We start from the raw sequence: 23,342 nt of genomic DNA, 5'->3' as shown, positions 1-23,342 counted from the left end.
CAAAAATAAATTTAAAAAATATTTTCTATAATAGAATGTGCTTTATTAAACATATCATTATTGACATGAGAGTATACTTTCATAGTTTGTTCTACTGAATGACCTAATATTTTTGCAGCAGTTTTAAAATCAACTCCATTAGCAATTAATTTAGTAGCGTATGTGTGTCTTAATTCATGAAGAGAAATGTTGAAACCATATTCTTTTAAAAGTATGTTTACTCTTGAAAGAATAGTGTTTTTACTTTTAAAATTGAAAACTCTATTATCTATATTTATTATAGTTTTATATTTTAATAGTTCTTCAGAAACTGAATTAGAAATGGGAATAATTCTAATTGAATTTTTACTTTTAACACTACCTAATCCCCATGAATTATCTTTTAGTATTTTCCATTGTTTATTAACACTTATTAGACAGTTATTAAAATCTATATCATTCCATGTTAGACCTAGAATTTCACCGATTCTCATACCTGTATTAACAGCTAAATATACTACTAGATAATATTTATTATTTTTAAATTTTAATAATAAATCGTTAATTTCATCATCATTCAGTGCCTTTTTCTTAGTTGGTATTGGTTTACCTATTTTTATATATTTACTTGGAACTTCATCTAGTATATTGTATTTAAATTTTGCACATAAAAATATGCTATTTAATATTTTTAAATAATATCTTATTGTATTATTATTAAGATGTTCCTTAGTCATATTATCTATTAATTTTTGTATATCTAAGTTAGTTATTTTGCAAAGTTCTTTGTCATTTAAATCTTGAAACCTATGAAGTACTGTTACTAAGCCGTCTATTGTCTTAGGTTCTTTATATAGCTTTTCGTGCTCTAGGTACATATCTGAAAAAGCTTTAAAAGTTATTTTCCCAAAACTATTATTGCTTGTTTTTATATTTTTCTTTAAATCTTGTAGCATCTTTTCAGCAATAGGTTTAGCTTCTTTTTTTGTCTTAAATCCTTGTTTAGATTTTTGCCTCCATTTTCCATTGTAATCCTTATAGCTTATTATAAATTGCCATCCTTTATCTTTTTGCCTATAAGTTACGTTATACTCCATATCTAACACCTCTTTAAAATTAAAATAAAATTTTTGAATGCGAATATATGTTCTATAAAATCTATAAAATAAACAGTTGAAAATCAACTGGTTAAAACATTTTACATATTCCTAATGATGGAATAAAGTATATTATGTAATTATCAATTTTATACATAACGCCATATTTAGCTCTGTAATAATCAATTGCTTCATCAAAGTATTCTTTAGTTACACCTAAAAAATCAGCTATTTCAAAAGCAGTTCTACAATTATTTTCAAAAGCGTTAATTAATCCAACTAAACCAACAGCTTTATCAAACCCCCAGCGCCTGGCAACTAATTCTTGTTTTTTATTACATATTTCAGTTTGATCAGTAATATCACCTAAATTTTTAATATAGTGTCCAAGTTCTTCAGCTAAAATACATGTTTTTTCTTTGGTATTTATATTACTATTAATAACTATTATATTATCAACACATTTTCCACAAGGTTTATCTGTGCCAAGATCAATTTCAATGACCTTAGCACCATGACATTCGGCTTCATACATTAATCTTTCGTATTTAGTCATATAAACCCACCTAACTTATTTGAGATTTTTTAAAGCTTCATTTATTTTTTCATTCATTAAAGCTTTTTCTTCATCAGTTAAATTGTCATCATGACAAGCTACTAAATAAGGAGTTTTTTGATTTTCTATTAGAGTAGCAGCAAATTCAGTATCTAAAGAATACTTAGGCATTTCTAATAAATCTTTAGTATATGAAAAAACTTTATCTTTTCCTAAATCATTAAGTTTTCTTAAGTCTTCTATATGTTGTTTTTCCTCTGTTGATAAATTAATTTCTGATGAATTAATTGAGTTTTCAGTTCTCTCTAGAGGAACATCATATCCCATTAACCAAGCTTCATTTACATTTAATGCTTTTGCTATCTTATATATATTTCTTTGTTTAGGTTCATATGTTCCAGATATATATGAACTTAAAGCTCCTTTAGATATTCCACTTATATTTACTAAATCAGCTTGCTTCATTTCTCTTAAAGCTAAACCTTCTTTGATTCTTTCTGATATTTTTTTCATATAAAAAACCTCCTTGTTTAAATATAATATATCAATTTTGTTCAGATAACGCAACAAAATAATTGAAATTTAATACAAAAAGTTTAGAAAACTAAAAAAGAGTATTGACAATAATTTCTGGTGAAGTTAAAATTGAGTTAAGAAAACTGAACAAAGGGGGTGAACAGATATGGCTTTTGATTATAGTAAGCTTAAAGGTAAAATAAAAGAAGTGTTTAATACTCAAGATAAGTTTGCAAATGCTTTAGGTATTGGAAGAGTGTCTTTAAGCCAACGTTTAAATAATTACTTAGATTTTTCACAGGCAGAAATATACAAATCTTGTGAAATATTAGGTATAGAGGAGAATAAAATTCCTGAATATTTTTTTACATTAAAAGTTCAGAAAACTAAACAAAATTAGTGGGGAGGTTAATAAATGAATAATTTAATGATTTTTGAAAACAAAGAAATAGAATGTGTGAAACTTTCTAATCAAAATGGACAAGTTGTTGTAAGCAGTAGACTTATAGCCAAAGATTTTGAAAAACAGCATAAACATGTGCTGGACTCAATAGAAGAAATTAAAAAAGGGCTAGCCGAAAAATCGGCAGACCTGTTTATAGAAAGTCAATACCAACATCCACAAAATAAACAGTGGTATAAAGAGTACTTAATGACTAGAGATGGATTTACATTATTAGCAATGGGTTTCAATGGAACTAAAGCTCTTCAATGGAAATTAAAATATATTGAAGCTTTTAATAAAATGGAACAAGCATTAAAAGAACAAAGTAAACCAACAAGTGCAGTTGATTTATTTGAAGCACAAGTACAAGCTTTCAAGGAAGTTAGAGGAGAAGTTCAAGAGGTTAAAAATGAACTTAAAGAATTTCAAGATGATTTACCTTTAATAGGTGCTGAACCAGAGGAGCTTCAAAAAGTAGTAAAAAAAGTAGGAACAAATGCTTTAGGTGGATATGGTAGTCCAGCATATAAAGATAAATCAATTTCCAATAAAGTTTATAAGAATGTGTGGAAGTTTGTAAAAGACCAGTTTAATGTTAGTACTTACAAAGCTATAAAAAGAAAGCATTTAAGCAAAGCTAAAGAGATAGCCGAGAATTATAAAGCACCATTTTATTTACAAGAAAAAATAGACATGCTTAACAATCAAAGTCAATTAAATATTTAGATATATTAGTAAGATTAACAAAATGGAAGGAGAGATTAGAATGGATAAATTAAATTGCCCAAGATGTAAGAATGAAGAGTTAAGGGGAAATGAAAATTATTGTCCTATATGTGGTTTGAATTTAAAAGAAGGAACTGCTCGAGAAGCATCAGTTCAAGAGCAGTTAATAAGTTTAATTGAAGGAATGTCTTTATATAAATGGGAGCAGTTAAAAAGCTGTATAGATAGAGAATTTAAAAGTCAAGCTAATAAAACTGCTTTCAAAAAAAGCAATACCTTCAAGAAAACTTTAGATTTGGAATTTACTCACTAACAACTTGAATTAATGATGGATGAATTCTGTAGTTTTTGTTATCATATTGTACATTTATGTAATCATATTCAAACATATCTTGAATTTCTTCATTAATATAAGTTAAGGGATTACGGTTGTGAAGTAAACCTTCATTAGTGATATCAATCCAATTTCCAAGTAAACATGCATATACACGTTTCATAAAACCACCACCTTTCATAATCTATTTCGACTTGGCAGAGCCGATACTTAAATTATAAAGGTTGGAAATATATAGGACAAGTATCAGTAAATAACACATCTTTCTGATACTAAGGGAATGAATAGTACAAGCTTTAATTAAAATCTCATTAAAGCTAAGGGTAAATAGTTTAAGGAGGAAATAGATATGGCACAACTATTAACACAAAAAGACTTAGCAGAACGTTGGCAAATGAGTGTTAAGTCTATTGAGGAATATAGAAAAGCAGGAATTATCCCTACTGTAGAAGGGATTCCTGCAATAAGATTTAATTTACAAACTATTTTGGAGCTAGAAGGAACTAAATTAGAAAGATTTAGTCCATTAGAACGTAGACGTATGGAAATGGAGTTAGATGAAGTAAAAGAAGAGAACCAAAAGTTAAAAGATATCTTAAGTAATGTACTAAGTAATTTAGCTCCAGTAATAAGTCTTGGAAAGGAGGTTTGATATGTTCACACCAGGAGGAAAAATAGTCTTTGGAATAATAACAACAGCAACAACTTTATTTTTAAGTGTTTATTTTTTAGATAAATCTATAAATGAGAAAGAGCCTAAAAAAAGTTTTAAGTATTTAATGTTATTTGTTGGATGTACTTTAAGTTTTATCTTTTCAATAAATGTATGTTAGGGGTGAGATTGTGAACTTTAAAGATATACAGAGTTTAAAGGCTAGACATAGTAAAGAAGAGTTTGAAAATATCTTATTAGCTGTAGAGCAGGATTTAAAATTTAATAATCTTAGATTTAAGAAACGTATATCAAAGAAAAAGTTTTTAGAGGTTCTTAACATAACAGAAAGTTTGTTTAGGAGGATTATATGAAGAAAGTAAATATAGGATGTTTAGTAACTGTAATAGGTTTAGTTATTATATGGTGTTTCTTTTACTATTTATCTTATAAGGTTTGGTGTTGGTTATGGACTTAGTAAAAGTATCAAAGAACATAGCTGATAGAGTACAAGAAAGGTTTAGCGATTTAAAAGTAGACAAGCCTTTAAGTAATTTAATAGAGGAAGAAATAAAAAGAGAGTGCATTGGCACCGACCAAAGTAACCAATGTACTCATAAAAAATAAATTTCAAAGAAAGTTTAACATAATAAATTTAAGGAGGCAAGTTATGATTAATATACCAGATTATTGTTATGAATACGGAAATGATGAAAAAGAGCCAAAAGTAGCTTTTGAGTGTAGTTGGTGTGGTGAGTGTATATATGTTGGAGATGATTATTACGATATAGGGGATATAAAAATGTGCTGTGAATGTAATGATGAATGTAAGTCAGTAGCAGAGGAGGGATTCTAATGGAAGAGAGATTAGAGTGGCTTAGAGAAAGACAGAAAGGAATAGGAGGCTCCGATATAGGAGCTATACTAGGATTAAATAAATATAAAACAGCTTTTGAAGTTTATTTAGAAAAAACAGAACCTATTTTAGAAGTAGGAGAGCAATCAGAATCAGCCTATTGGGGAGATCAATTTGAAGAAGTAGTTGCTAAAGAATTTGAAAAGAGAACTGGTAAGAAAGTAAGAAGAGATAGAAGGCACTTTCAAAATAAAGATTATCCATTTATGGTTGCTAACATAGATAGAAGAATTGTAGGAGAAAATTCAATTTTAGAATGTAAAACAGCTAATCAGTATTTAGCTAAGGAATGGGAAGAGGAAGAGGTACCTGCTAGTTATTTAGTACAAGTTCAACACTACTTAGCAGTTACAGGAGCAACTAAAGGATATATAGCAGTTTTGATTGGTGGACAAAAGTTTATTTGGAAAGAAGTTGAGCGTGATGATGAACTTATAGAATACATTATTGAAGCTGAAAAAGATTTTTGGAAAATGGTCAAAGACAAAACACCACCTGCATTAGATGGTTCAAGCGCTGCTGAGAAATGGGTTAATGAAAGATATAAAAAAGTTAATGAAGGTGAAGTTATAAACCTAGATTCATCATGGAAAGAGTTACTTAATAAAAGAAAAGAACTCAAAGAATATAAAGATAATGTAGAGCAAGAAATTAAAGAGATAGAGAACCAATTAAAGCAAAATATAGGACATGCAGAGTATGCTAATGCTCCTGGATATAGTATTAGTTTAAAACAATCCGTAAGAAAAAATTTAGATAGTTTAAAAATTAAAGAATTACTTAAGGATGATTATGAAAAATATTTAAAAGAAAGTATAAGCAGAAGATTAGTAATTAAGGAGGAAAAATAATATGGCAACAGCATCAAGTTTAAAAAATCAATTAGCAAAGAAGGGAACTGGTAATAGTTTATCAGTTGGAAATACAGTTAAAGGATTAATGGATAGTCCAACTATAAAGAAAAGGTTTGAAGAGGTATTAAATGAAAAGGCACCTCAATATATGAGTTCAATAGTTAACTTAGTTAATTCAGATACTAACTTACAAAAATGTGAAGGAATGAGTGTAATAGCAAGTTGTATGGTAGCAGCTACAATGGATTTACCTGTAGACAAGAATTTAGGATATGCATGGGTAGTTCCATATGGGAATAGAGCACAATTTCAAATGGGATATAAAGGGTATATTCAATTAGCATTAAGAACAGGTCAATATAAGTCTATAAATGTAGTTGAAATAAGAGAAGGTGAGTTGGTCTCATGGAATCCATTAACAGAAGAAATTGAGGTTGACTTTAGCAAACGTGAGAGCGATGCAGTAATTGGATATGCAGGATATTTTAAATTAATAAATGGATTTGAAAAGACAGTATTCTGGACCAAAGAAGAAGTTAATAATCATGCTAATAAATTTTCAAAGACAGTTAATTCAAAGAATTCAGTTTGGAAGAGTAATTTTGATGCAATGGCTAAGAAAACAGTTTTAAGAAATCTATTATCTAAATGGGGAATTTTAAGTATAGAAATGCAAAAGGCATATATAGCAGATGAAAATCTAATAAATAAAAATCTAATTGATGATATAGAGAATGTACAAGCTAATATTGATGATATTCAAGAAAATAATGAGAATGAGGGTGTTATTGAAGCTGATTATACAGTTGATAGTAACAATGAAGTTCTTGAAGGGCAACAAGATATATTTGAAGGAACACCATTATAAGATAGGAGGGGTTAGTTATGGCAGAAGGATGGATAAAGCTTTATAGAAATATTCAAGAACATTGGATATGGCAAGATCCACAAAAGTTAAAATGGTGGTTAGACATTCTTCTTCTAGCTAACCATAAGGAAAATAAATTCCTATTAGGGAATGAATTAATGGAAGTTGAGAGAGGGGAACATCACACATCAGAGTTAAAATTAGCCGAAAGATGGGGTGTATCAAAAACAACAGTAAGAAAGTTTTTAAAGTTACTTGAAAGTGAACAAATGATTGAACTTAAAAAATCAAAAAAGGGTACCACCTTGAAAGTAAGTAATTACAACGATTATCAAGATTTTTTAGAAGGTGAAAAAACCATAAAAAAACCACAAAAAAACCATAGCGTATACCATAAAGAAACCATAGAAAAACCATATTGTATACCACAAAAAAACCATGAGGTATACACAAACAATAATGAAAAGAATGAGAATAATGAAAAGAATGAGAAAGAAGAAAAAGTATCAACTTCAACTCCTCCTCGCTTCTATCCTTCTCCTACTCATGAATTATTAGCTAATTATTTAACAGATGCATGTTATAGAACTTTCTTTAACAATGCAGATATTAAAGAAGATGATGGAGTTATAAAAATTAAGCCAGAGAATGATTTTTCTAGAGGAGCTATTGAGAAGTATGTTCCAACACTAGAAATTCAAACTCATAAAAAAATAGAGGTGATTTAAGTGAAAGTTAATTTACTAGAAGTTTATTCAGTACATGAACTAGCATTAAAGCCCTATAGAGATTTAGCTAAAAGAAAAATAGAAAGAAATAGAGAAGTAGCTGCTTATTTAAAAGTTAGAGAAATAAGTGGAAGAAAGAAATGGAATGTTAGATTTGGAGGATATAGGTGGTAGTAGTTACAGGAAAGATAAGAGGAAAGGCTAGACCTAGAGTGTGTAGAGGTTAGCCTTTACTCCTAAAGATACTGTTCAATATGAAAAGTTAGTAAGAGAGTGTTACCAGGAGCAAGATGGAAGATACTTAGAAGGTTCTGTAAGAGCTATACGGAAGATGAAGAAAGAGTGGAATTTGAATTAAATTAATAAAATATGAATAAAAATGCTCTTTTAAAATCGAATAATACGGTATAAAATCACTTGATTTTTATAAAAGTCTATATTATTGTTAGTTATTTTGATAATATATATTAAAGGAATTGAGGTGGACTTATGGATATTTTATCAATGGTAACAGCAGGTGTTTCAATAGGCACATTTGGAATGATTATAGTAAAATTTTTTTGGGATTCAAAACAAAAGAAAATAGATAGAGAAATAAGTATTATGGTTGCTGAAAATAGAAGAAAGCAACAAGAATTATTTAAAAATATTATCGGTATTCTTGAGGTTTATCGACAAGTGGAATATGAAAATTTATTAAAAGAAGAGAGCATTCTTTTTCATGAAATACTAAATTATAAAGTAGGCGTTTGGATAAATTTAAATTATGAAAATAAATTTAAAGATGATCTAAGAGATAATTGCAATAAATTAGTAACTCTTGTTGCTAGTGCATTAGAATGCAACGATACTACGAAGCAAATAAATTATATTAATAGTGATAATAAAAATAGACTTGAAATATGGAATTTGATAGATAAATATATTGAGGAAGAAGAAAAAATAATCAAGTCAATGTTAATTGGGAAAAAATAAATCATTATGATAATTAAATAATAAGATGAAAATACCGTATCATTCAATAATGAATATGCGGTATTTTTTATATAAATTTAGAGGTTAAGAGAAGTGATATATATGATAAATAAACAAATAAGTTTCTTTGATAAACCTAAAATAAAGTTAGTTGAGGATTGGACAAGGCTTCATCCTCTATTAACTAAAAATAGCATTCATGAGGTTTTTATGGAGAAAGAGGATAGTTATATTGTCTTAATAGATAAAACGTTCTATGGAGTTTATAAGAAGGATACGGAGAGGTGTTAAACATGGAAGTATTACAAGGTCAAATTAGTGCATTTGATATACTTCAGAACAAGGTAATCAAAAAGACAAAGGAATATGAGATTATCAAGTGTGGAGAAGTATATAAAATACATTTTTATGATAAGAAAGATAGAGATAAATGCAGAGTAACTAAGAACTTTGATTATGTGAAGAGATATTTATAAGGAGGAGCAAATGGATAAAACATTATTTAAAAAGACAGAAAATTTACTTAGAAATTATAATACATTAGAAACAGAAATAAAGTTAATAGAATCAGAAATTAAAGATATTCAAGAATCTTATACTGGTTGTGGAGCTATAGGATATAATGAAAAGAGTGGTCCAACAAATAAGTTTAGCAGCATGGTTGAAGATGAAGTAATAAGAAAAGAGAAAAATCTATTCTATCTTAAGAGAGATTTAGATTATAAGGTTAGATTAAAGAGAAGAATAGATTTAGCTATACAAACTCTTGGAACAAAAGAGGAGAAGGATTTAGTTAAATTAAGATATATCAATCAACCAAAAGTTAGTTGGGGAACAGTTGCTAGACATTTAAAGTATAATAAGGATTATTGCAGAAAAGAATTAAGACCTAAAGTTATAAAGCAAATTGCAGATTTTGTTTTCTATAATCCAGGAGTTCAAGAAAGTTTTATTATATAAAATATACCCCCTATTTATACCCGTTTAATACCCACCATACCCCCTTTTTATTATGTTATTATGTAATTGTGCTAATGAACCTTTTGGATGGGTTTCATTTAAAACCTCCTTTGATATGTGAATTAAAATTTAACTATGAGCAAACGGAAAGTAAGGTGTAAAAGCCTTGCATCGTGGAAGGAAGAGTGTTAATAAAGGTGCAACTCCTTTACCTTCCTCTTTTATAAATTTTTAATCACAATTGCTAATTTAAAAGTTCTTATTTAAAAATCTTATTTCCCTTACTGCAGGATTAAGTTCCTGCTTTATGGAGATATAGCTTAGTTGGTAGAGCGGTAGACTGTTAATCTATTTGTCGAGAGTTCAAGTCTCTCTATCTCCACCATTAAAATTATGATAAAATTAAAGTATTCTCTGGAAGGGATTACAGAAGATGATGTGTTTTAAAGAATTTAGTTTAGGCTAGGTTCTTTTTATTTTATATAAAATATGGTATAATTTTCTTGGATTTTATAAGCAGAAGAAAATGAAAAATATAGAACATAAAATTAAGAAATAAAAGTGCATTATTACTAAATTTGAATTATCATATATTTTAAAGTGAATAAAAAATTTTTAATGCATTGTGTGTACATATTAGAAATGGGTTGAATATATGAATTTTTTATTTTGGAATACTAATAAAAAAAATGTGAATAATATTTTAAAAGACATTATTATTGAAAATTCTTGTGATATTGTTGCGCTTGCGGAATATAATGATGATATTAACTCTTTAATTTATAGTTTAGATAAAGAGAATATAGATATGTATAACTTTCAAATGATTGTTTGTGAAAGAATAACTTTACTAACTAAATATAAATCTAGTTTTATTAAAAGATTTAGTGATGATAGTCATTATGTGATATTGAGAATCCCGCATAAAAATCCTAATTTGCAAAATCTTTTAATGGCTATTGTACATTTGCCAAGCAAATTGAACGCTAATAATACAGATTTATTGTTTAAAATAAATGATTTAATAAGTGATTTAGAGAGTGATGAAGAAAAATGTGGATGTAACAATAGTATTATTTTAGGCGATTTTAATCTAAATCCTTTTGAATCACCTATGATAACAGCGAGATGCGCTCATGCTTTATCGTGTAAAATAGTTGCCAGTAGACAACAAAGGAAAATTGGAAAGAGAGAACATAAAATGTTTTATAATCCAATGTGGAATCTATTTGGAGATAATGAAGGTGTTCCAGGGACATATTATTATTCCAATTCGGGACAAGAATCATACTATTGGAATATGTTTGATCAAGTTATAATTAGACCAGAAATAATTGATTTCTTTAAGTCGAGTTCATTAAAAATAATAACAGAAACAAAAAATATTAGCTTGATTAAAGAAAAAAATAAAAGACCTAACAAAAAAATAAGTGATCATTTACCTATATTTTTTACTATCAGTTAAGGAGGAATATTATTATGGAAAATTTATGGGGAGATTTTAAACCGACATTAATTAATACTCCAAATTCTATATTAGATACTTCAATTAAGCAATTGAAAACTATATCTAATAATTTTATTTATGCAGAATTGGCTCAATCTCATGGTAATGAGATTGTAAATATAACTTCAGGAAGGTTTTATAAATTTAATTTTGCTTTTTTAATAAAAAGTAAGTACTTAGAAAATTATTCTTTTAAAGCATTTTCAATTCATTATGATTTAATTTCTTATCCATTACAATTAAAAATTGACGAAACAATTAAGAAAAGCATAAGATCTCAAATTATGAGTTTGGGTAAAGATCCTAACCAAAGTCAAATAACTATAAGTAATGAGAATGAATTTATAGCAATACTTAAGTTTATATTACAATCTGAAAAAATGAAAGAAATAATTAATACTTTATATAGTATATCTAAAGAAAACTTAACATTTTAGTTTTTATAATAGGTAAGAAATAAAAATACAAGAAGTTTATAGACTATATAAGCATCTTTTAGATATTTTATATTTAGAAAAATAATTTGATTTTATAGATAGAGTTTTCGATTGAAAGCTCTATTTTTATTTATATAGACAGGTGGTGTTGTTGTGAAGATTACACCAAAAAATAATTAACCAACATATAAATAAATTTATTTAATATATTTGAAATTTATAAAATAATTACCTTATAATGTATTATGAGGTGATTTAATGGAAAAGAGATATCAAGTATTTATAAGTTCCACATTTGCAGATTTACAAGATGAAAGAAAAGCTATAATGGAATCTATAATGGATTTAGATTGTTTTCCAGCAGGAATGGAGATGTTTCCTGCAAATGATAGTGAGCAGTTTGAATATATAAAGACTATTATAGATGCTAGTGATTATTATGTTCTTATAATAGCTGGAAGATATGGTTCACTAGCTGATGATGGAAAGAGTTATACAGAAAAAGAATTTGATTATGCTAAGGAAAAAGGGATACCAGTATTAGTATTTGTAAAAAAAGATTTAGAGAATATACCATTAAGTAAAACCGATGGTAGTGAAGAAAAAATGAAAAAGCTTAAGAATTTTATTGAAAAAGCAATGAAAAATAGGTTAGCTAAGTATTGGGGAGATTCTAAAGAACTTAAGTATGAAGTTCATAGTAGTTTATCAAAAGCATTTAAGACACACCCTAGAACTGGTTGGGTTAGAGGGAATATTGCTAATAATGAAAATTTATTAAATCAAATTAATGATTTAAGAATTGAAAATGAAAGATTGAGGAAGTCAATAAATGAATATGAAAACGAATGTTGTGTTGCAACAAATGAGCTGGCAGAATATAATGATATATTTAAATTACTAATTCGTGTAGAGCCGGAAGATGGATATGAATATGAAGAAGAGTTAGATATAACATGGGATGAAATTATAGGAATAATAGGTCCAGGTTTATTTACAAGTAAAATAGATAGCGAGCTAAAATCATATTTAGAGGAAACTTTGATATCAAAAACTTTTGATAAAAATGGAATATTAACAATAAGTGAATATAACTATAATAGAATAAAAATGCAACTTATAGCATTAAATATTATAGAACAAAATGGTAGTTTTTTAAAACTAACAAATAAAGGGAAAAATTTTCTTCTTTCAAATAAAACTCAAAAAAAGTAATTTAATAAAGAGCTCTTATGAGTTCTTTTTATTTTATATAGAAAGGTAGTGGCATTGTGGCAAAATTAACTGAAAAACAGCAAAAATTTGTAGAAGAATATTTAATTGACCTTAATGCCACACAAGCGGCAATTAGAGCAGGTTATAGTACAAAAAGTGCAAGGGATATTGGATGTGAAAACCTAGCAAAACCCAACATTCGCACATGTATAGATCAAGCAATGGCAGAAAGGTCGAAAAGAACTGGAATAAATGCTGATAGGGTACTTCAAGAATTGGCAAGAATAGGATTTGTTAATCCTAAAAATGTTATTGATTTTAATAAAGCTTCAATACAAGAAGATGCCAGTGTAGATGATTTAGCAGCCATTCAATCAGTTAAGGTTAAAAGTATGCAATCAGAAAATGGAGATATGTTTGAAAGAGAAGTTAAGCTTAATGATAAGTTAAAAGCTTTAGAACTTATTGGTAAGCATCTAGGTATGTTTAAGGAAAATGTAAATATAAAGGCTAACATTAATAATACTAAAAAGCTAGATTCGATATTAAGCCAATTAAAGGGTGATGATAATGAGTGATGAATACAAGTTATCAGATAAATATTTATCTTTTTTAAAGCATAGAGCACCAGTAGAAGCATTGGAGGGAACAACAGCAGCAGGAAAAACTACAGTAGGAATATTAAAGTTTATGCTAATGGTTGCAGAATCTCCTAAGAAAATGCATGTTATTGCTGCTAAAACAACTGGAGTTGCTGAAAAAAACTTAATACAAAAGGAATATGGGATTACTGATGTATTTGGTGACTTAGTTAAATACAATGGTAATGGTGATAAAGATAATAAAATACCTCATATAAGATATATAACGCCTAATGGTGAGAAAATAATATACATACTAGGTTATGATAACGTAGATAAATGGAAGATGGCCTTAGGTTCTCAATTTGGTTGTGTACTTATAGATGAGGTTAACACAGCTAGTATCGAATTTGTTAGAGAGATATGTACTAGAAATGATTATCTCATGATGACACTTAATCCAGATGATCCTAACTTACCTATATATTCAGAGTTTATTAATTGTTGTAGGCCATTAGAAAAATATAAGAAAGATGTACCAGTAGAAATATTAGGGGAACTCAATTCAGAAGAGAAACCTAATTGGACCTACTGGTTTTTTACTTTCTATGATAATGCATCATTAAGTGATGAAGCTATTGAAAAGAAAAAGACGAGTGCTCCTAAAGGAACTAAGCTATATAAGAATAAGATACTAGGTTTAAGAGGTAGAGCAACAGGCCTTATATTCAGTAATTTTGAAAGAAAGAACAATGTATTATCTAAAGATTATGTTATTAAACAAATAAAAGAAAAGAAATTAAAGTTTGTTCAATTTACAGCAGGATTAGATACAGCATATTCTCAAAATAGTCCAGATACTTTTGCATTTACTTTCTTAGGTATTACAAATAAGAAAGAGTTATTTGTATTAGATGAAGAGGTATATAACAATAAAGACTTAGAAACTCCATTAGCTCCTAGTGATATAGCTCCTAAATATTTTAAGTTCTTAGAAAAGAATAGAAAAGAATGGGGATTTGCTAGAGATGTATTTGTAGATTCAGCAGACCAAGCAACTATAATGGAGCTTAAGAAGTTTAAAAGAACTAATCCGTGTATGTATAACTTTATTAACTCTTATAAGAAAGTAACTATATTGGATAGAATACATTTAATGCTTGGTTGGATTAATGCTAATAGTGAAATATTTTATTATGTCTTAGATACTTGTAAAGAGCATATAAGGGAATTAGAGTGCTATTCATGGAAAGAAGATAAGTATGAGCCAGAGGATGCAAATGACCATACAATTAACTCTAGTCAGTATGCATGGATACCTTTTAGAAAAATGATAGGAGATTATACCATATAGATACTTCCTTTAATTATGTATTTATTGTAAACTTATATCTGAATGGAGGGAGTATTTTGAATAAAATAAAAGAAAAAGGAATTTTAAAAAATTTAACAGTATCAATTTTAATAGGAATAATTTTATTGAGCGTTATATATTTAATTATAGCATTTGTAAATTTAATACCTATTGGCATGCAATTTCTAAAAGGTGAGTATAGTGTTACTACTGATATAATGCCAAATTATTCAACAGTTTTTGAATCAATATTTACATTAGTTAGTATATTAACATCATTATTAGTTAGTTTTTTATTATATAAATTAACTAAACAACAAGTTACGACAGAATATAATAAAGAAATAGTAGGTCCTGCTAATCTAGTTTATTTTAAAATAAAGCATTATTTAATATATTATTTAATTGAAAATTTAAATAATAATTATTATAGAATAAATACTGAAGAAGCTACTCAAACTCGTACTAGATATGAGATTGAGTCTATAATTTATCGTAATTTCCCTGAAATTAATACTGATAATTTAGAAGAGAATATATATAAAATTTTAGGGGAAATAGAAAATGAAGAAAGTGTGCGTAAATTATTAATAATAAATGAAGACATATTAGGATGTAATTTAAGAATAAATGAAGATATAGTAAGACATAATCCAATAATAAGTATGTTAAGACCAGGGCTAATGGTAAATGGTATTGCAATAGAAACTAGTGGAGAAGTTTGGGCAAATATTATAATAAGTCTATACAATAATAATTTTGATTATTTAAATGATAAGCATAGAAATATGATGTATGATTTATTATCTTTAAGTAAGAGTAGAAAATAAACCGATAATTTTTTATCGGTTTATTTTTTTATAAGGAGGAATAGAAATGGGGTGGTTTAAGAGTATGTTAACTAAAGCAGCAATTAAATATTTAAATGTTCAACCAGCATTAACTAATCCTATTACTATACAAGAAGCTTATACATTTGAAACTAATGTAATTAGAAATAAGCTTTGGTATAGGGGAGAACCATACGAACTGGACCAATTCTTTAAAAATATATCAAGTGATCCAGTAAATAAAGCTAGGTTTTGGAGTGCTGTTCCAAGTGAAGATTTAAGTATAAGAAAAATACATAGTGGATTACCTGCAATGATAGCTGATAAGTTAAGTGATATAGTTGTAGCTGACTTAGATAGTATAGAGGTTACAGGAGAGGCTGATAATACATTATGGGAAGAAATAAGAAAAGATAATAAGTTTGATGATCTGTTAGGTGATATAATTGCTACTACATTAGTTAGTGGTGATGGAGCTTTTAAACTATCTATAGATACAGAGATAAGCAAATATCCAATAATAGAGTTTTTCGATGGTGATAAGGTTGAATATATAACTCAAAGAGGAAGATTAAAAGAAATAAAGTTCTATACTTTTTATACTAAAAATAATAGACAATATAAATTAAGTGAAACTTATGGAAAAGGATATATCAACTATAATTTATATGATAGTAATGGTAATGAGGTTTCTTTAAATACACTTTATGAAACTAGAGAACTTGCAGATGTAACATATAAAGATGATTTTATAATGGCAATACCATTAATGTTCTTTAAATCTCCTAAGTTTGAAGGAAGAGGGAAGAGTATATTTGATAATAAATCAGATGCCTTTGATGCATTAGATGAAGTTATATCTCAATGGATAGATGCCATAAGAGATGGAAGAGTTCAAAAGTATATACCAGAGGATTTAGTTCCAAAAGATATTAATGGTAACTTAATGAAACCTAATCCATTTGATAATAGATTCTTAAAAGTAGGTTCTAGCCTTGCAGAAGACGCAAAAAATGAGATAGATATGAAACAAGCTAATATAAATTATGAGGCTTATGTTGAGAGTTATTCAAATGCTATTGATATGTGTTTACAAGGAATAATAAGTCCTAGCACATTAGGTATAGACCTTAAGAAAACAGATAATGCAGAAGCTCAAAGGGAGAAAGAAAAGACTACTCTATATACTAGAGGAAAAATGGTTGATATATTAACAGAGGTTATACCAGAGTTAGTTAATATAATCTTAAAGACCAATGATGTATTAAATAAAAAGAATACTGGAGAATATGAAGTAAGTATTGTATTTGGAGAATATGCAAGTCCTAGCTTTGATACAGTAGTAGAAACTGTAGGGAAAGCTAAAACCTATGGAGTAATGTCTATAGAGCAATGTATTGAGGAAATGTATGGAGATACATGGACAGATGAAGAAAAGAAAGAAGAGATACAAAGAATAAAGGAACAGAATGGCTACCTTGTGGCTGAAGAACCTAAGACAGTAGATGATTATGATATGTCATATACTGATGATAATGAGGTTGAAACAGATGGACAAGAGGGATAAGGATATACAATTACTAGCTGATATACTTAGAGGAATTACTGAAAATAAAATAAAAGAAAGTGCTAAAAAAGAAAGAGATAAGTCTTATGATATTAGAAATATATTCGAGCAAATGGAGCTTGATTTAATTTCTAGTATGCATAGGGCTTTTTATTTTCACCAAGCCGAGCAGAGTAAAGAAGGATTTCAATGGGAGCAATGGCAAAAAACTAAGCTTAGAGAAATTGAAAAGTATAGAAAGAGAAATAAGAATATAGTTGAGGAATATAACAAGCCTATCCAAGAAGCTATAAACAGAGAGATTCAAGGGAAGTTTACTAAAGGTCAAGAAAATACAGAAAAGTTAATAGATGAAGTAAAGATACAGTTTCCAGAGGATATAAAAGAACATCAAACAGTTAGAGAGTATATTGCTAAAGAATTAGGTAAAAAGGCTACACCACAAGTTGAAGAAAACTTCTTTGGTGTTAATGAAAAGAAACTTAATGCATTGCAAGAAACTGTTACAAATGATTTAAAGAAAGCTCAAATGTCAGTCTTAAGAAAGATGGACGATTTATATAGACAAACTATATTTAAAACTCATGTGTATTTACAAAGTGGTACTAAAACTATTAAGCAAGCTATAGATATGGCTACTAGGGATTTTCTTGAGAAAGGTATAAATAGTATAACTTATAAAGATGGTAAACAAGTTAATATTGCTAGTTATGCAGAGATGTGTTTAAGAACAGCAAGCCAAAGAGCTACATTTTTAGGTGAAGGAAAGAAAAGAGATGAATATGGAATACATTTAGTAGTTGTTACGGCTCATGCTAATACTTGTAAAATGTGTGAACCATGGCAAGGAAAAGTATTAATTGATGATATATTTTCTCATGGTACTAAAGAGGATGGAGATTATCCATTGTTAAGTGAGGCTGTAGGAAAAGGATTCTTACATCCTAACTGTAGGCATACATTAGCAACGTACTTTCCTGGTATAACAAGATTGCCAGTAGTTCCAGATGGGAAAGAAGCTATTAAAACATATGAAGCAGAGCAAAAACAAAGAGCATTAGAAAGGCAAATAAGAAAGTGGAAAAGATTTGAGGTCGGTACTTGTGATGAAGAAAATAAAAAATATTATGTAACAAAATTAAATCAATATATGAGAAATATAGATGAGTTAATTAAAGATAATTAAATATTGAATTTGACTTAATTATTTGGTAGAATATGTAAGAGGTGATTTGATGAATTCTAAAAAAGAGGAAATAATTAAATATATGGAGGAGATGCTTGAGGATAGAAAGAAGATGAAAATTCAAACAGAAAAAAGAATAGAAGAAAGATTGGATTTTTATAAAAAATGTGGTTTAGATATTTATAATGCATATGTTAAAAAAGCAATTGACTCAGAAAAGGAACTTTTGGATAATATACAGAAACAGTGTGATGGGTATCAAATAATAATAGATGGAATTAATAAAGGCACAATAAGAGTTGGAGATTCAGAATAAATAAATTTAATGCAATGTAATCTTAATTATAAAAAAATTATAATTAATTAAATAATGCAAAGGTTATAATTATTTAAGAAGTGAAGATGAAAACTAACATTTATATAATAAAAAAGTCTTAGAAATAAGGCTTTTTTATTTTGTCCAAAACTTGCTTAAGACTTTAAACTGTGCATGGAATTAACAGCCGATAGGCTATAAATGGAGGTATTTATGTCTATATCAAATTTTAATTTAAGAAAAAGATTAGGTATGAAACTAGCACAAGATGATGGAGCAGGTAATGGAGGTGCAGGTTCAGAACCTAATTCAACTAATAATTTGGATGGAGAAGGTGAGGGAACAGAAGAAACTAATCCAAAAGAAGAAAAGACTTTTACTCAAGAAGAAGTAAATAGGATGATTAAGGATAGGATAGCAAGAGAAAAGAAAGGCCAACTATCTAAAGAAGAACTTAAGGCTTATCAAGAGTGGAAAGAAAGTCAAAAGACAGAAGCAGAAAAGCAAAGTGAAGCTTTAACTAATGCAGAAGCTAAGGCCAAAGCAGAAGCAGAGAGAGCTAATACATTAGAGGCTAAAGTAACTTGCTTATCCAAAGGTGTTTTAGCTGATAACGTTGATGATGTTGTTATATTAGCTAAAGCTATGATAAGTGATGATGTTACTATGGATCAAGCAGTAGATAAAGTTTTAGAAAAATATCCAAGCTTTAAAGGAGTGCAGCAACAAGATGAAAACAAAGGCTTTAAAATAGGTGCTGATGGTGGAAAACAAAAAGGAAATGTTGAAGATGCACTAGCAAGAGCCTTTGGAAATAAATAATAAAAAGATTAGGAGTGATATAAATGGCAGTATATAGTTATGCTGAACAATTTGAAAGAGAATTACAACAAAAGTATGCTAGAGAATTAACTTCTTATGATTTAGAGAAATCTAATCCACAAGTTAAATTCATTAATGCACAAACTATTAAATTACCTAATATAACAGTAAGTGGATACAAGGATCACAATAGAGGTAATATGGGTTTCAATACAGGAACAATATCTAATGAATGGGAACCAAAAAAATTAGCTCATGACAGAGATATAGAATTTGCTTTAGATCCTATGGATATAGATGAAACTAATTTAACTTTAGAAGTAGCAAATGTTCAGAATGTATTTGAAACAGAACAAGCTATTCCAGAGAGAGATTCTTATAGATACTCTAAGCTTTACGCAGAGGCTAAAACATATAAATCAAATGGAGCTGTTATAGACAATACAACTTTGACTACAGAAAATGTATTAGATTGGTTTGATGAAAAGATGGAGAAAATGGATGATGAGGGAGTACCATCAGAAGGAAGAATCCTTTATGTTACACCAGCAGTGAACAAAATAATTAAGAATGCACAAAATATCCAAAGAAGCTTAGATGTTAATAGTAATAATGGAAAGATAGATAGAAGAGTATATTCTTTAGATGATGTTACAATCAAAAAAGTACCATCATCAAGAATGAAAACAAAGTATGATTTCACTAATGGATGTGTTCCAGCAGGTGATGCAAAACAAATCAATATGATCCTTATACATCCATCTTGCCAAGTAACTAGAAGTAAATATGCTTATATGAAGTTGTTTACTCCTGGTACTGATTCAAGAACAGCTGATAAATATGTGTATCAGACTAGGGAGTATGGAGATACTTTCTTAATAAAAAATAAAGCATGTGGTATAGCTATTAATGCAGAGGTAGAGGGCTAGAAAGGAGTAATAATATATGAAGGCTATTAAAGAAAATAAAGTTTATACAATAACTGAATCTGAACAGAACTTTTATAAACAACAAGGATATGACATAGTTAATGATGAAGGGGAAGTTATAGAACGTGGAGCAGGGAAATCTATTTCTTATGAGGAATATATAAAGTTAAAAGATGAATTAGATCCATTAAAAGATGAAAACTATACTTTAAAGCAAGAAAATGAGAAATTAAAAGAAGAAAATAAAAAGCTTAAAGCAGAAAATAAAGAGTTAAAGAAGTCTTAGTTAAGGCTTCTTTTTCTTTATAAGGATGTGAGTATATGTCTTATGTAGATATTTCATATTATAAAGATAATTTCAAAGGTAATATCATTAATGATGATACTTTAGAAAATAGATTAGAAAGAGCAGCGGATCAAATAGATGTTTTAACCTATAACAGAATAATAGGAATAGGATTTGAAAATTTATCTCCATTTCAACAAGATAAAATAAAAAAAGCAGTTTGTTTACAAGCTGAATTTATAGAGCAATATGGTGAGTTTATTAATATGCCTTTAAGTGGTTATTCAGCAGGGAGTACATCTGTTAGTTTTAATGGAAGTATTGTAAATGGGATAACTACAACTAAAGAAGTTATCAATTATATATCTCAAACTGGTTTAAATAGTAGGAGGTTATAGTTATGGGGGTTAAGTTACCGTTTCCTAAGTGGATATTGAATACTCCAATAAAAGTCTATCAAACATTTATTAATGATGATGGAGAGCCTGAACCAACCTTAATTTATGATGGATTATGTAATTATAATGAAAAGAGCAGACAAACCCTTGATTCAGAACGTAAGCTTGTAACATTAAGTGGAAAAGTTATTATTGAGGGTGATATTTATCCTAATAAGTTAATTGAAGGATATATAGAGATTGGAGAAATAAAAAAAGATATATTTAAGTCATCAAGACCAAGAAATCCAGACGGTTCTGTTTTTAGTACTGAATTGGAGCTTATATAATGAAAGCTAAAGTAACAATAAAATTAGATAGAACTAAGATAAACACTTTAATAAATGCTAGGAATAAAGCTTTAGAAGAAACTACAGAGGCTATATTAAGTGATATTAAAACAAGTGCTGTAGTTCCTAAGGATACTGGAGAACTTGAAAGAAGTGGTTTTGTTGATCTATCAAGAATAGATTCTGGAGTAACATCCATAATTTTTGATACACCATATGCGAGAAGGTTGTACTGGCATCCGGAATATAACTTTAGGCATGATAAGAATATAAATGCACAAGGTAAATGGATGCAATCTTATATTGATGGAGATAATAAAGAATTTGTGACAGATACTTATTTTAAATTCTTAAAAATGTTTAGCAAAGGATTGATTAAATAATGTTGCTAAGTGAAGTAAGAGAATATTTAAAAACTAAAATAAAATGTCCTCAATGGTATATAGGAAAGATAGATGCAACTAAAGAGCAATGTATAGGTATCTATAGTATAAGAGGACCAAGAAATAATATAGCCTTAGGTGGATTAGAAAATACAAGCTATTCTACTAAGGCTATTTCTATACTAATACATTGGGGTAAAAATGCTAATATAGCAGAACAAAAAGCTCAAGAAGTATTTAATGGTTTATTTGGACAAGATGCTGTTATAGGTGGGAAAAGAGTTATAGATTTTAAAATGATAACTACTGAACCTATAGGAGTTGGAACAGATAAAAATAACATATATGAATATGTAATAGAAGTAAATATAATACATGAAAGGTAGTGAATAATTATGGCATTTACAGGAGTTTTTCCAGTATATAATCTTAAATTTAAGATAGGAACAAAAGGAAAAGCAAGTCAATCTCAAGATATGCAGACTATAGCTGATATGGAGAACTTTGGTATAAAGATTGATGGTAAGGTAGAAGATTGGACACCAATGGATACAGCAGGTTGGGCAAGAAGTTTAATGACAGGAAAAAGTTTCTCAATATCTTTAAAAGGCAAAAGAAATGTAGGTGATCCAGGAAATGATTATGTTGCAGCAACTGCATGGAAGGATGGATTAGATTGTAGTACAAAAGGAGAAATAGAGTTCCCAGATGGGGCTAAGCTTACATTTAATTGTGTAATTGATGTTAAAAATGTAGGTGGAGATGATAGTACAAAGGTTGCTCCGTTAGAATTTGACTTAAAAGGTGACGGAAAACCAGAATATACAGCAGCACCATCAAGCTTAGGACATTAGGGGGTATAAACAATGGCAAAAGTATATGACATAATGAATAAGTTAGTTAATGTAAAACCAACAGTAAAGATAGATGAAGATCACGAATACAAAATTAATAATACGAAGAATAATGCTATATATATTCAATCATTAGTTAAAGAAAATAAGAAAAAAGATGATAAAAAACAGGATGAGATGGAGCTTATTAATAAAATAATAAAAGCTTCCCTAGGTAAAGAAGCTTTTGAATATATAGATAGTAAAGGTGATGAATGGAGCATGTCAGCATATAATGCAATAATAAATGTAATAATGGCTGCTATATCTAATGTTGAATTAGAAGAAATTGAAGAAATGAGTGAGAAAGAGGCAAAGCGATTTCAAGAAAGTAAAGAATAATCAATGGTATGATTTATTTGAAGATTGGGAGCTTATAGAAGCTTCTTTTACAGCTCAATACGGAATTAGATTAAGAAATGAATCGGATATGACTTGGGATGAATTCTGTACATTGCTTAGTGGAATAATGCCTAAAACACCACTAGGTCAAATTGTTTCAATAAGAAGTGAAGAAGATGAAAATATGCTTAAGAACTTTACAGAAGAACAACATAGGATTCGTAATGAATGGAGAAGTAGACAAGTAGAGCAAATGACAGATGAAGAAAAAGAGGAACAAATAAAAGAAATACAAGAAATTCTTAAAAAGGCGTTTAGTTAAAACTAAATGTCTTTTTTATTTTAAGAAAGGTGGTGAGGT

At 28.4% G+C, this 23,342-nt stretch carries 39 protein-coding genes and 1 tRNA gene; 36 read left to right on the top strand and 4 right to left on the bottom strand.

Features of this window, described 5'->3' with window-relative positions:
- Nucleotides 1–11: 11 nt before the first annotated feature.
- The 3 genes from QP548_RS08340 to QP548_RS08330 all read right to left on the bottom strand — a co-directional run bounded on the left by QP548_RS08340 (nt 12) and on the right by QP548_RS08330 (nt 2,145).
- Complete coding sequence (locus tag QP548_RS08340; RefSeq protein ID WP_003477284.1) at nt 12–1,076, bottom strand: site-specific integrase; 1,065 nt, start codon at nt 1,074–1,076, stop codon at nt 12–14.
- Between the two features lie 91 nt (nt 1,077–1,167).
- Entirely contained in the window at nt 1,168–1,632 is a 465-nt protein-coding gene (locus tag QP548_RS08335; RefSeq protein ID WP_061426967.1) for an ImmA/IrrE family metallo-endopeptidase, read from the bottom strand.
- A gap of 15 nt (nt 1,633–1,647) precedes the next feature.
- Nucleotides 1,648–2,145 (bottom strand): helix-turn-helix domain-containing protein, encoded by a 498-nt coding sequence (locus QP548_RS08330; RefSeq protein WP_061426969.1) that lies wholly within the window; start codon nt 2,143–2,145, stop codon nt 1,648–1,650.
- A gap of 169 nt (nt 2,146–2,314) precedes the next feature.
- Between QP548_RS08330 and QP548_RS08325 the strand changes: the two genes are divergently transcribed.
- The 3 genes from QP548_RS08325 to QP548_RS08315 are packed head-to-tail and all read left to right on the top strand — an operon-like array spanning nt 2,315 to nt 3,632.
- Nucleotides 2,315–2,548: a DUF739 family protein gene (locus QP548_RS08325; protein WP_003477290.1), complete on the top strand. Its 234-nt coding sequence runs from the start codon at nt 2,315–2,317 to the stop codon at nt 2,546–2,548.
- A 15-nt stretch (nt 2,549–2,563) separates the two neighbouring features.
- Nucleotides 2,564–3,319: a Rha family transcriptional regulator gene (locus QP548_RS08320; RefSeq protein WP_061426971.1), complete on the top strand. Its 756-nt coding sequence runs from the start codon at nt 2,564–2,566 to the stop codon at nt 3,317–3,319.
- Nucleotides 3,320–3,359: 40 nt separating this feature from the next.
- Complete coding sequence (locus QP548_RS08315) at nt 3,360–3,632, top strand: hypothetical protein (protein ID WP_061426973.1); 273 nt, start codon at nt 3,360–3,362, stop codon at nt 3,630–3,632.
- Here the strand turns inward: QP548_RS08315 and QP548_RS08310 are convergent.
- Complete coding sequence (locus QP548_RS08310; protein ID WP_003477294.1) at nt 3,622–3,816, bottom strand: hypothetical protein; 195 nt, start codon at nt 3,814–3,816, stop codon at nt 3,622–3,624. The two genes, QP548_RS08315 and QP548_RS08310, sit on opposite strands and share 11 nt — an antisense overlap.
- Nucleotides 3,817–4,002: 186 nt before the next feature.
- Between QP548_RS08310 and QP548_RS08305 the strand changes: the two genes are divergently transcribed.
- From QP548_RS08305 to QP548_RS08145, 33 genes are all read left to right on the top strand, one after another.
- Nucleotides 4,003–4,305, top strand: coding sequence for a hypothetical protein (locus tag QP548_RS08305; protein WP_061426975.1), 303 nt, complete (start codon nt 4,003–4,005; stop codon nt 4,303–4,305).
- A gap of 1 nt (nt 4,306) precedes the next feature.
- On the top strand, nt 4,307–4,486 hold the full coding sequence (locus QP548_RS08300) for a hypothetical protein (protein ID WP_061426977.1): 180 nt from the start codon (nt 4,307–4,309) through the stop codon (nt 4,484–4,486).
- Nucleotides 4,487–4,496: 10 nt separating this feature from the next.
- A complete protein-coding gene (locus tag QP548_RS08295; RefSeq protein WP_061426979.1) occupies nt 4,497–4,679 on the top strand; it encodes a hypothetical protein in 183 nt (60 codons plus the stop codon).
- 94 nt (nt 4,680–4,773) lie between these two features.
- Complete coding sequence (locus tag QP548_RS08290) at nt 4,774–4,932, top strand: hypothetical protein (protein ID WP_162467388.1); 159 nt, start codon at nt 4,774–4,776, stop codon at nt 4,930–4,932.
- A gap of 43 nt (nt 4,933–4,975) precedes the next feature.
- The gene (locus QP548_RS08285) at nt 4,976–5,161 is read left to right on the top strand and encodes a hypothetical protein (RefSeq protein ID WP_061426980.1); all 186 of its coding nucleotides are present in this window, start codon (nt 4,976–4,978) and stop codon (nt 5,159–5,161) included.
- On the top strand, nt 5,161–6,072 hold the full coding sequence (locus tag QP548_RS08280; protein WP_061426981.1) for a YqaJ viral recombinase family protein: 912 nt from the start codon (nt 5,161–5,163) through the stop codon (nt 6,070–6,072). Before QP548_RS08285 ends, QP548_RS08280 begins: the two co-directional genes overlap by 1 nt.
- Before the next feature lies 1 nt (nt 6,073).
- Nucleotides 6,074–6,943 carry a recombinase RecT gene (locus QP548_RS08275; protein WP_061426982.1) on the top strand — a complete coding sequence of 290 codons (870 nt, stop codon included), beginning with the start codon at nt 6,074–6,076 and terminating at the stop codon, nt 6,941–6,943.
- 17 nt (nt 6,944–6,960) lie between these two features.
- Nucleotides 6,961–7,671 (top strand): GntR family transcriptional regulator, encoded by a 711-nt coding sequence (locus QP548_RS08270; protein ID WP_075808075.1) that lies wholly within the window; start codon nt 6,961–6,963, stop codon nt 7,669–7,671.
- Nucleotides 7,672–7,845 (top strand): hypothetical protein, encoded by a 174-nt coding sequence (locus QP548_RS08265; protein WP_164790466.1) that lies wholly within the window; start codon nt 7,672–7,674, stop codon nt 7,843–7,845.
- Nucleotides 7,846–8,160: 315 nt separating this feature from the next.
- Nucleotides 8,161–8,646, top strand: a complete 486-nt coding sequence (locus QP548_RS08260) for a hypothetical protein (protein WP_061426984.1) — start codon at nt 8,161–8,163, stop codon at nt 8,644–8,646.
- A 102-nt stretch (nt 8,647–8,748) separates the two neighbouring features.
- Nucleotides 8,749–8,937 carry a hypothetical protein gene (locus QP548_RS08255; protein WP_061426986.1) on the top strand — a complete coding sequence of 63 codons (189 nt, stop codon included), beginning with the start codon at nt 8,749–8,751 and terminating at the stop codon, nt 8,935–8,937.
- Nucleotides 8,938–8,939: 2 nt separating this feature from the next.
- Nucleotides 8,940–9,122 carry a hypothetical protein gene (locus QP548_RS08250; protein WP_061426988.1) on the top strand — a complete coding sequence of 61 codons (183 nt, stop codon included), beginning with the start codon at nt 8,940–8,942 and terminating at the stop codon, nt 9,120–9,122.
- A 10-nt stretch (nt 9,123–9,132) separates the two neighbouring features.
- Complete coding sequence (locus QP548_RS08245) at nt 9,133–9,606, top strand: DUF722 domain-containing protein (RefSeq protein ID WP_061426990.1); 474 nt, start codon at nt 9,133–9,135, stop codon at nt 9,604–9,606.
- Between the two features lie 309 nt (nt 9,607–9,915).
- Nucleotides 9,916–9,991 (top strand) — tRNA-Asn (locus QP548_RS08240).
- Between the two features lie 423 nt (nt 9,992–10,414).
- Nucleotides 10,415–11,071, top strand: a complete 657-nt coding sequence (locus tag QP548_RS08235; RefSeq protein WP_139312216.1) for a hypothetical protein — start codon at nt 10,415–10,417, stop codon at nt 11,069–11,071.
- Nucleotides 11,072–11,085: 14 nt separating this feature from the next.
- Nucleotides 11,086–11,550: a hypothetical protein gene (locus QP548_RS08230; RefSeq protein WP_061426994.1), complete on the top strand. Its 465-nt coding sequence runs from the start codon at nt 11,086–11,088 to the stop codon at nt 11,548–11,550.
- A gap of 258 nt (nt 11,551–11,808) precedes the next feature.
- Entirely contained in the window at nt 11,809–12,765 is a 957-nt protein-coding gene (locus tag QP548_RS08225; protein ID WP_061426996.1) for a DUF4062 domain-containing protein, read from the top strand.
- 56 nt (nt 12,766–12,821) lie between these two features.
- A complete protein-coding gene (locus tag QP548_RS08220; RefSeq protein ID WP_061426998.1) occupies nt 12,822–13,343 on the top strand; it encodes a terminase small subunit in 522 nt (173 codons plus the stop codon).
- Complete coding sequence (locus QP548_RS08215; protein ID WP_081109934.1) at nt 13,336–14,700, top strand: terminase large subunit domain-containing protein; 1,365 nt, start codon at nt 13,336–13,338, stop codon at nt 14,698–14,700. Before QP548_RS08220 ends, QP548_RS08215 begins: the two co-directional genes overlap by 8 nt.
- Nucleotides 14,701–14,756: 56 nt before the next feature.
- The gene (locus tag QP548_RS08210) at nt 14,757–15,530 is read left to right on the top strand and encodes a hypothetical protein (RefSeq protein ID WP_061427000.1); all 774 of its coding nucleotides are present in this window, start codon (nt 14,757–14,759) and stop codon (nt 15,528–15,530) included.
- 46 nt (nt 15,531–15,576) lie between these two features.
- Nucleotides 15,577–17,097, top strand: a complete 1,521-nt coding sequence (locus QP548_RS08205; protein WP_061427002.1) for a hypothetical protein — start codon at nt 15,577–15,579, stop codon at nt 17,095–17,097.
- Entirely contained in the window at nt 17,081–18,283 is a 1,203-nt protein-coding gene (locus QP548_RS08200) for a phage minor capsid protein (RefSeq protein WP_061427004.1), read from the top strand. The genes QP548_RS08205 and QP548_RS08200 overlap by 17 nt, the downstream gene beginning before the upstream one ends.
- A gap of 49 nt (nt 18,284–18,332) precedes the next feature.
- Nucleotides 18,333–18,599: a hypothetical protein gene (locus QP548_RS08195; protein ID WP_061427006.1), complete on the top strand. Its 267-nt coding sequence runs from the start codon at nt 18,333–18,335 to the stop codon at nt 18,597–18,599.
- Between the two features lie 213 nt (nt 18,600–18,812).
- Complete coding sequence (locus tag QP548_RS08190) at nt 18,813–19,421, top strand: hypothetical protein (protein WP_061427008.1); 609 nt, start codon at nt 18,813–18,815, stop codon at nt 19,419–19,421.
- A 23-nt stretch (nt 19,422–19,444) separates the two neighbouring features.
- Nucleotides 19,445–20,350 (top strand): hypothetical protein, encoded by a 906-nt coding sequence (locus QP548_RS08185; protein ID WP_061427010.1) that lies wholly within the window; start codon nt 19,445–19,447, stop codon nt 20,348–20,350.
- 16 nt (nt 20,351–20,366) lie between these two features.
- Nucleotides 20,367–20,636 (top strand): hypothetical protein, encoded by a 270-nt coding sequence (locus QP548_RS08180; protein WP_003460293.1) that lies wholly within the window; start codon nt 20,367–20,369, stop codon nt 20,634–20,636.
- A 35-nt stretch (nt 20,637–20,671) separates the two neighbouring features.
- Entirely contained in the window at nt 20,672–21,034 is a 363-nt protein-coding gene (locus tag QP548_RS08175) for a hypothetical protein (RefSeq protein ID WP_061427012.1), read from the top strand.
- A gap of 2 nt (nt 21,035–21,036) precedes the next feature.
- Nucleotides 21,037–21,363, top strand: coding sequence for a hypothetical protein (locus QP548_RS08170; RefSeq protein WP_061427014.1), 327 nt, complete (start codon nt 21,037–21,039; stop codon nt 21,361–21,363).
- Complete coding sequence (locus QP548_RS08165) at nt 21,363–21,746, top strand: hypothetical protein (RefSeq protein WP_061427016.1); 384 nt, start codon at nt 21,363–21,365, stop codon at nt 21,744–21,746. Before QP548_RS08170 ends, QP548_RS08165 begins: the two co-directional genes overlap by 1 nt.
- A complete protein-coding gene (locus QP548_RS08160) occupies nt 21,746–22,132 on the top strand; it encodes a phage tail terminator protein (protein ID WP_061427018.1) in 387 nt (128 codons plus the stop codon). Before QP548_RS08165 ends, QP548_RS08160 begins: the two co-directional genes overlap by 1 nt.
- Nucleotides 22,133–22,141: 9 nt before the next feature.
- Nucleotides 22,142–22,600, top strand: coding sequence for a phage tail tube protein (locus QP548_RS08155; protein WP_061427020.1), 459 nt, complete (start codon nt 22,142–22,144; stop codon nt 22,598–22,600).
- A gap of 12 nt (nt 22,601–22,612) precedes the next feature.
- Nucleotides 22,613–22,981: a hypothetical protein gene (locus QP548_RS08150; protein WP_003460275.1), complete on the top strand. Its 369-nt coding sequence runs from the start codon at nt 22,613–22,615 to the stop codon at nt 22,979–22,981.
- The gene (locus QP548_RS08145; RefSeq protein WP_057231075.1) at nt 22,941–23,303 is read left to right on the top strand and encodes a Gp15 family bacteriophage protein; all 363 of its coding nucleotides are present in this window, start codon (nt 22,941–22,943) and stop codon (nt 23,301–23,303) included. Before QP548_RS08150 ends, QP548_RS08145 begins: the two co-directional genes overlap by 41 nt.
- Nucleotides 23,304–23,342 lie beyond the last annotated feature (39 nt).

Source organism: Clostridium sp. UMB9555A (assembly GCF_030222355.1).
GTDB classification, from domain to species: Bacteria; Bacillota; Clostridia; order Clostridiales; family Clostridiaceae; genus Sarcina; species Sarcina perfringens.
This window is presented reverse-complemented; position numbering and strand designations above follow the sequence as displayed.

Bases quoted from the DNA above. Each gene is read 5' to 3' on its own strand.
- QP548_RS08340 (WP_003477284.1), bottom strand. From the start codon at position 1,076: ATGGAGTATAACGTAACTTATAGGCAAAAAGATAAAGGATGGCAATTT.
- QP548_RS08335 (WP_061426967.1), bottom strand. From the start codon at position 1,632: ATGACTAAATACGAAAGATTAATGTATGAAGCCGAATGTCATGGTGCT.
- QP548_RS08330 (WP_061426969.1), bottom strand. From the start codon at position 2,145: ATGAAAAAAATATCAGAAAGAATCAAAGAAGGTTTAGCTTTAAGAGAA.
- QP548_RS08325 (WP_003477290.1), top strand. From the start codon at position 2,315: ATGGCTTTTGATTATAGTAAGCTTAAAGGTAAAATAAAAGAAGTGTTT.
- QP548_RS08320 (WP_061426971.1), top strand. From the start codon at position 2,564: ATGAATAATTTAATGATTTTTGAAAACAAAGAAATAGAATGTGTGAAA.
- QP548_RS08315 (WP_061426973.1), top strand. From the start codon at position 3,360: ATGGATAAATTAAATTGCCCAAGATGTAAGAATGAAGAGTTAAGGGGA.
- QP548_RS08310 (WP_003477294.1), bottom strand. From the start codon at position 3,816: ATGAAACGTGTATATGCATGTTTACTTGGAAATTGGATTGATATCACT.
- QP548_RS08305 (WP_061426975.1), top strand. From the start codon at position 4,003: ATGGCACAACTATTAACACAAAAAGACTTAGCAGAACGTTGGCAAATG.
- QP548_RS08300 (WP_061426977.1), top strand. From the start codon at position 4,307: ATGTTCACACCAGGAGGAAAAATAGTCTTTGGAATAATAACAACAGCA.
- QP548_RS08290 (WP_162467388.1), top strand. From the start codon at position 4,774: ATGGACTTAGTAAAAGTATCAAAGAACATAGCTGATAGAGTACAAGAA.
- QP548_RS08285 (WP_061426980.1), top strand. From the start codon at position 4,976: ATGATTAATATACCAGATTATTGTTATGAATACGGAAATGATGAAAAA.
- QP548_RS08280 (WP_061426981.1), top strand. From the start codon at position 5,161: ATGGAAGAGAGATTAGAGTGGCTTAGAGAAAGACAGAAAGGAATAGGA.
- QP548_RS08275 (WP_061426982.1), top strand. From the start codon at position 6,074: ATGGCAACAGCATCAAGTTTAAAAAATCAATTAGCAAAGAAGGGAACT.
- QP548_RS08270 (WP_075808075.1), top strand. From the start codon at position 6,961: ATGGCAGAAGGATGGATAAAGCTTTATAGAAATATTCAAGAACATTGG.
- QP548_RS08260 (WP_061426984.1), top strand. From the start codon at position 8,161: ATGGATATTTTATCAATGGTAACAGCAGGTGTTTCAATAGGCACATTT.
- QP548_RS08255 (WP_061426986.1), top strand. From the start codon at position 8,749: ATGATAAATAAACAAATAAGTTTCTTTGATAAACCTAAAATAAAGTTA.
- QP548_RS08250 (WP_061426988.1), top strand. From the start codon at position 8,940: ATGGAAGTATTACAAGGTCAAATTAGTGCATTTGATATACTTCAGAAC.
- QP548_RS08245 (WP_061426990.1), top strand. From the start codon at position 9,133: ATGGATAAAACATTATTTAAAAAGACAGAAAATTTACTTAGAAATTAT.
- QP548_RS08235 (WP_139312216.1), top strand. From the start codon at position 10,415: ATGTATAACTTTCAAATGATTGTTTGTGAAAGAATAACTTTACTAACT.
- QP548_RS08230 (WP_061426994.1), top strand. From the start codon at position 11,086: ATGGAAAATTTATGGGGAGATTTTAAACCGACATTAATTAATACTCCA.
- QP548_RS08225 (WP_061426996.1), top strand. From the start codon at position 11,809: ATGGAAAAGAGATATCAAGTATTTATAAGTTCCACATTTGCAGATTTA.
- QP548_RS08215 (WP_081109934.1), top strand. From the start codon at position 13,336: ATGAGTGATGAATACAAGTTATCAGATAAATATTTATCTTTTTTAAAG.
- QP548_RS08205 (WP_061427002.1), top strand. From the start codon at position 15,577: ATGGGGTGGTTTAAGAGTATGTTAACTAAAGCAGCAATTAAATATTTA.
- QP548_RS08200 (WP_061427004.1), top strand. From the start codon at position 17,081: ATGGACAAGAGGGATAAGGATATACAATTACTAGCTGATATACTTAGA.
- QP548_RS08195 (WP_061427006.1), top strand. From the start codon at position 18,333: ATGAATTCTAAAAAAGAGGAAATAATTAAATATATGGAGGAGATGCTT.
- QP548_RS08190 (WP_061427008.1), top strand. From the start codon at position 18,813: ATGTCTATATCAAATTTTAATTTAAGAAAAAGATTAGGTATGAAACTA.
- QP548_RS08185 (WP_061427010.1), top strand. From the start codon at position 19,445: ATGGCAGTATATAGTTATGCTGAACAATTTGAAAGAGAATTACAACAA.
- QP548_RS08180 (WP_003460293.1), top strand. From the start codon at position 20,367: ATGAAGGCTATTAAAGAAAATAAAGTTTATACAATAACTGAATCTGAA.
- QP548_RS08175 (WP_061427012.1), top strand. From the start codon at position 20,672: ATGTCTTATGTAGATATTTCATATTATAAAGATAATTTCAAAGGTAAT.
- QP548_RS08170 (WP_061427014.1), top strand. From the start codon at position 21,037: ATGGGGGTTAAGTTACCGTTTCCTAAGTGGATATTGAATACTCCAATA.
- QP548_RS08165 (WP_061427016.1), top strand. From the start codon at position 21,363: ATGAAAGCTAAAGTAACAATAAAATTAGATAGAACTAAGATAAACACT.
- QP548_RS08160 (WP_061427018.1), top strand. From the start codon at position 21,746: ATGTTGCTAAGTGAAGTAAGAGAATATTTAAAAACTAAAATAAAATGT.
- QP548_RS08155 (WP_061427020.1), top strand. From the start codon at position 22,142: ATGGCATTTACAGGAGTTTTTCCAGTATATAATCTTAAATTTAAGATA.
- QP548_RS08150 (WP_003460275.1), top strand. From the start codon at position 22,613: ATGGCAAAAGTATATGACATAATGAATAAGTTAGTTAATGTAAAACCA.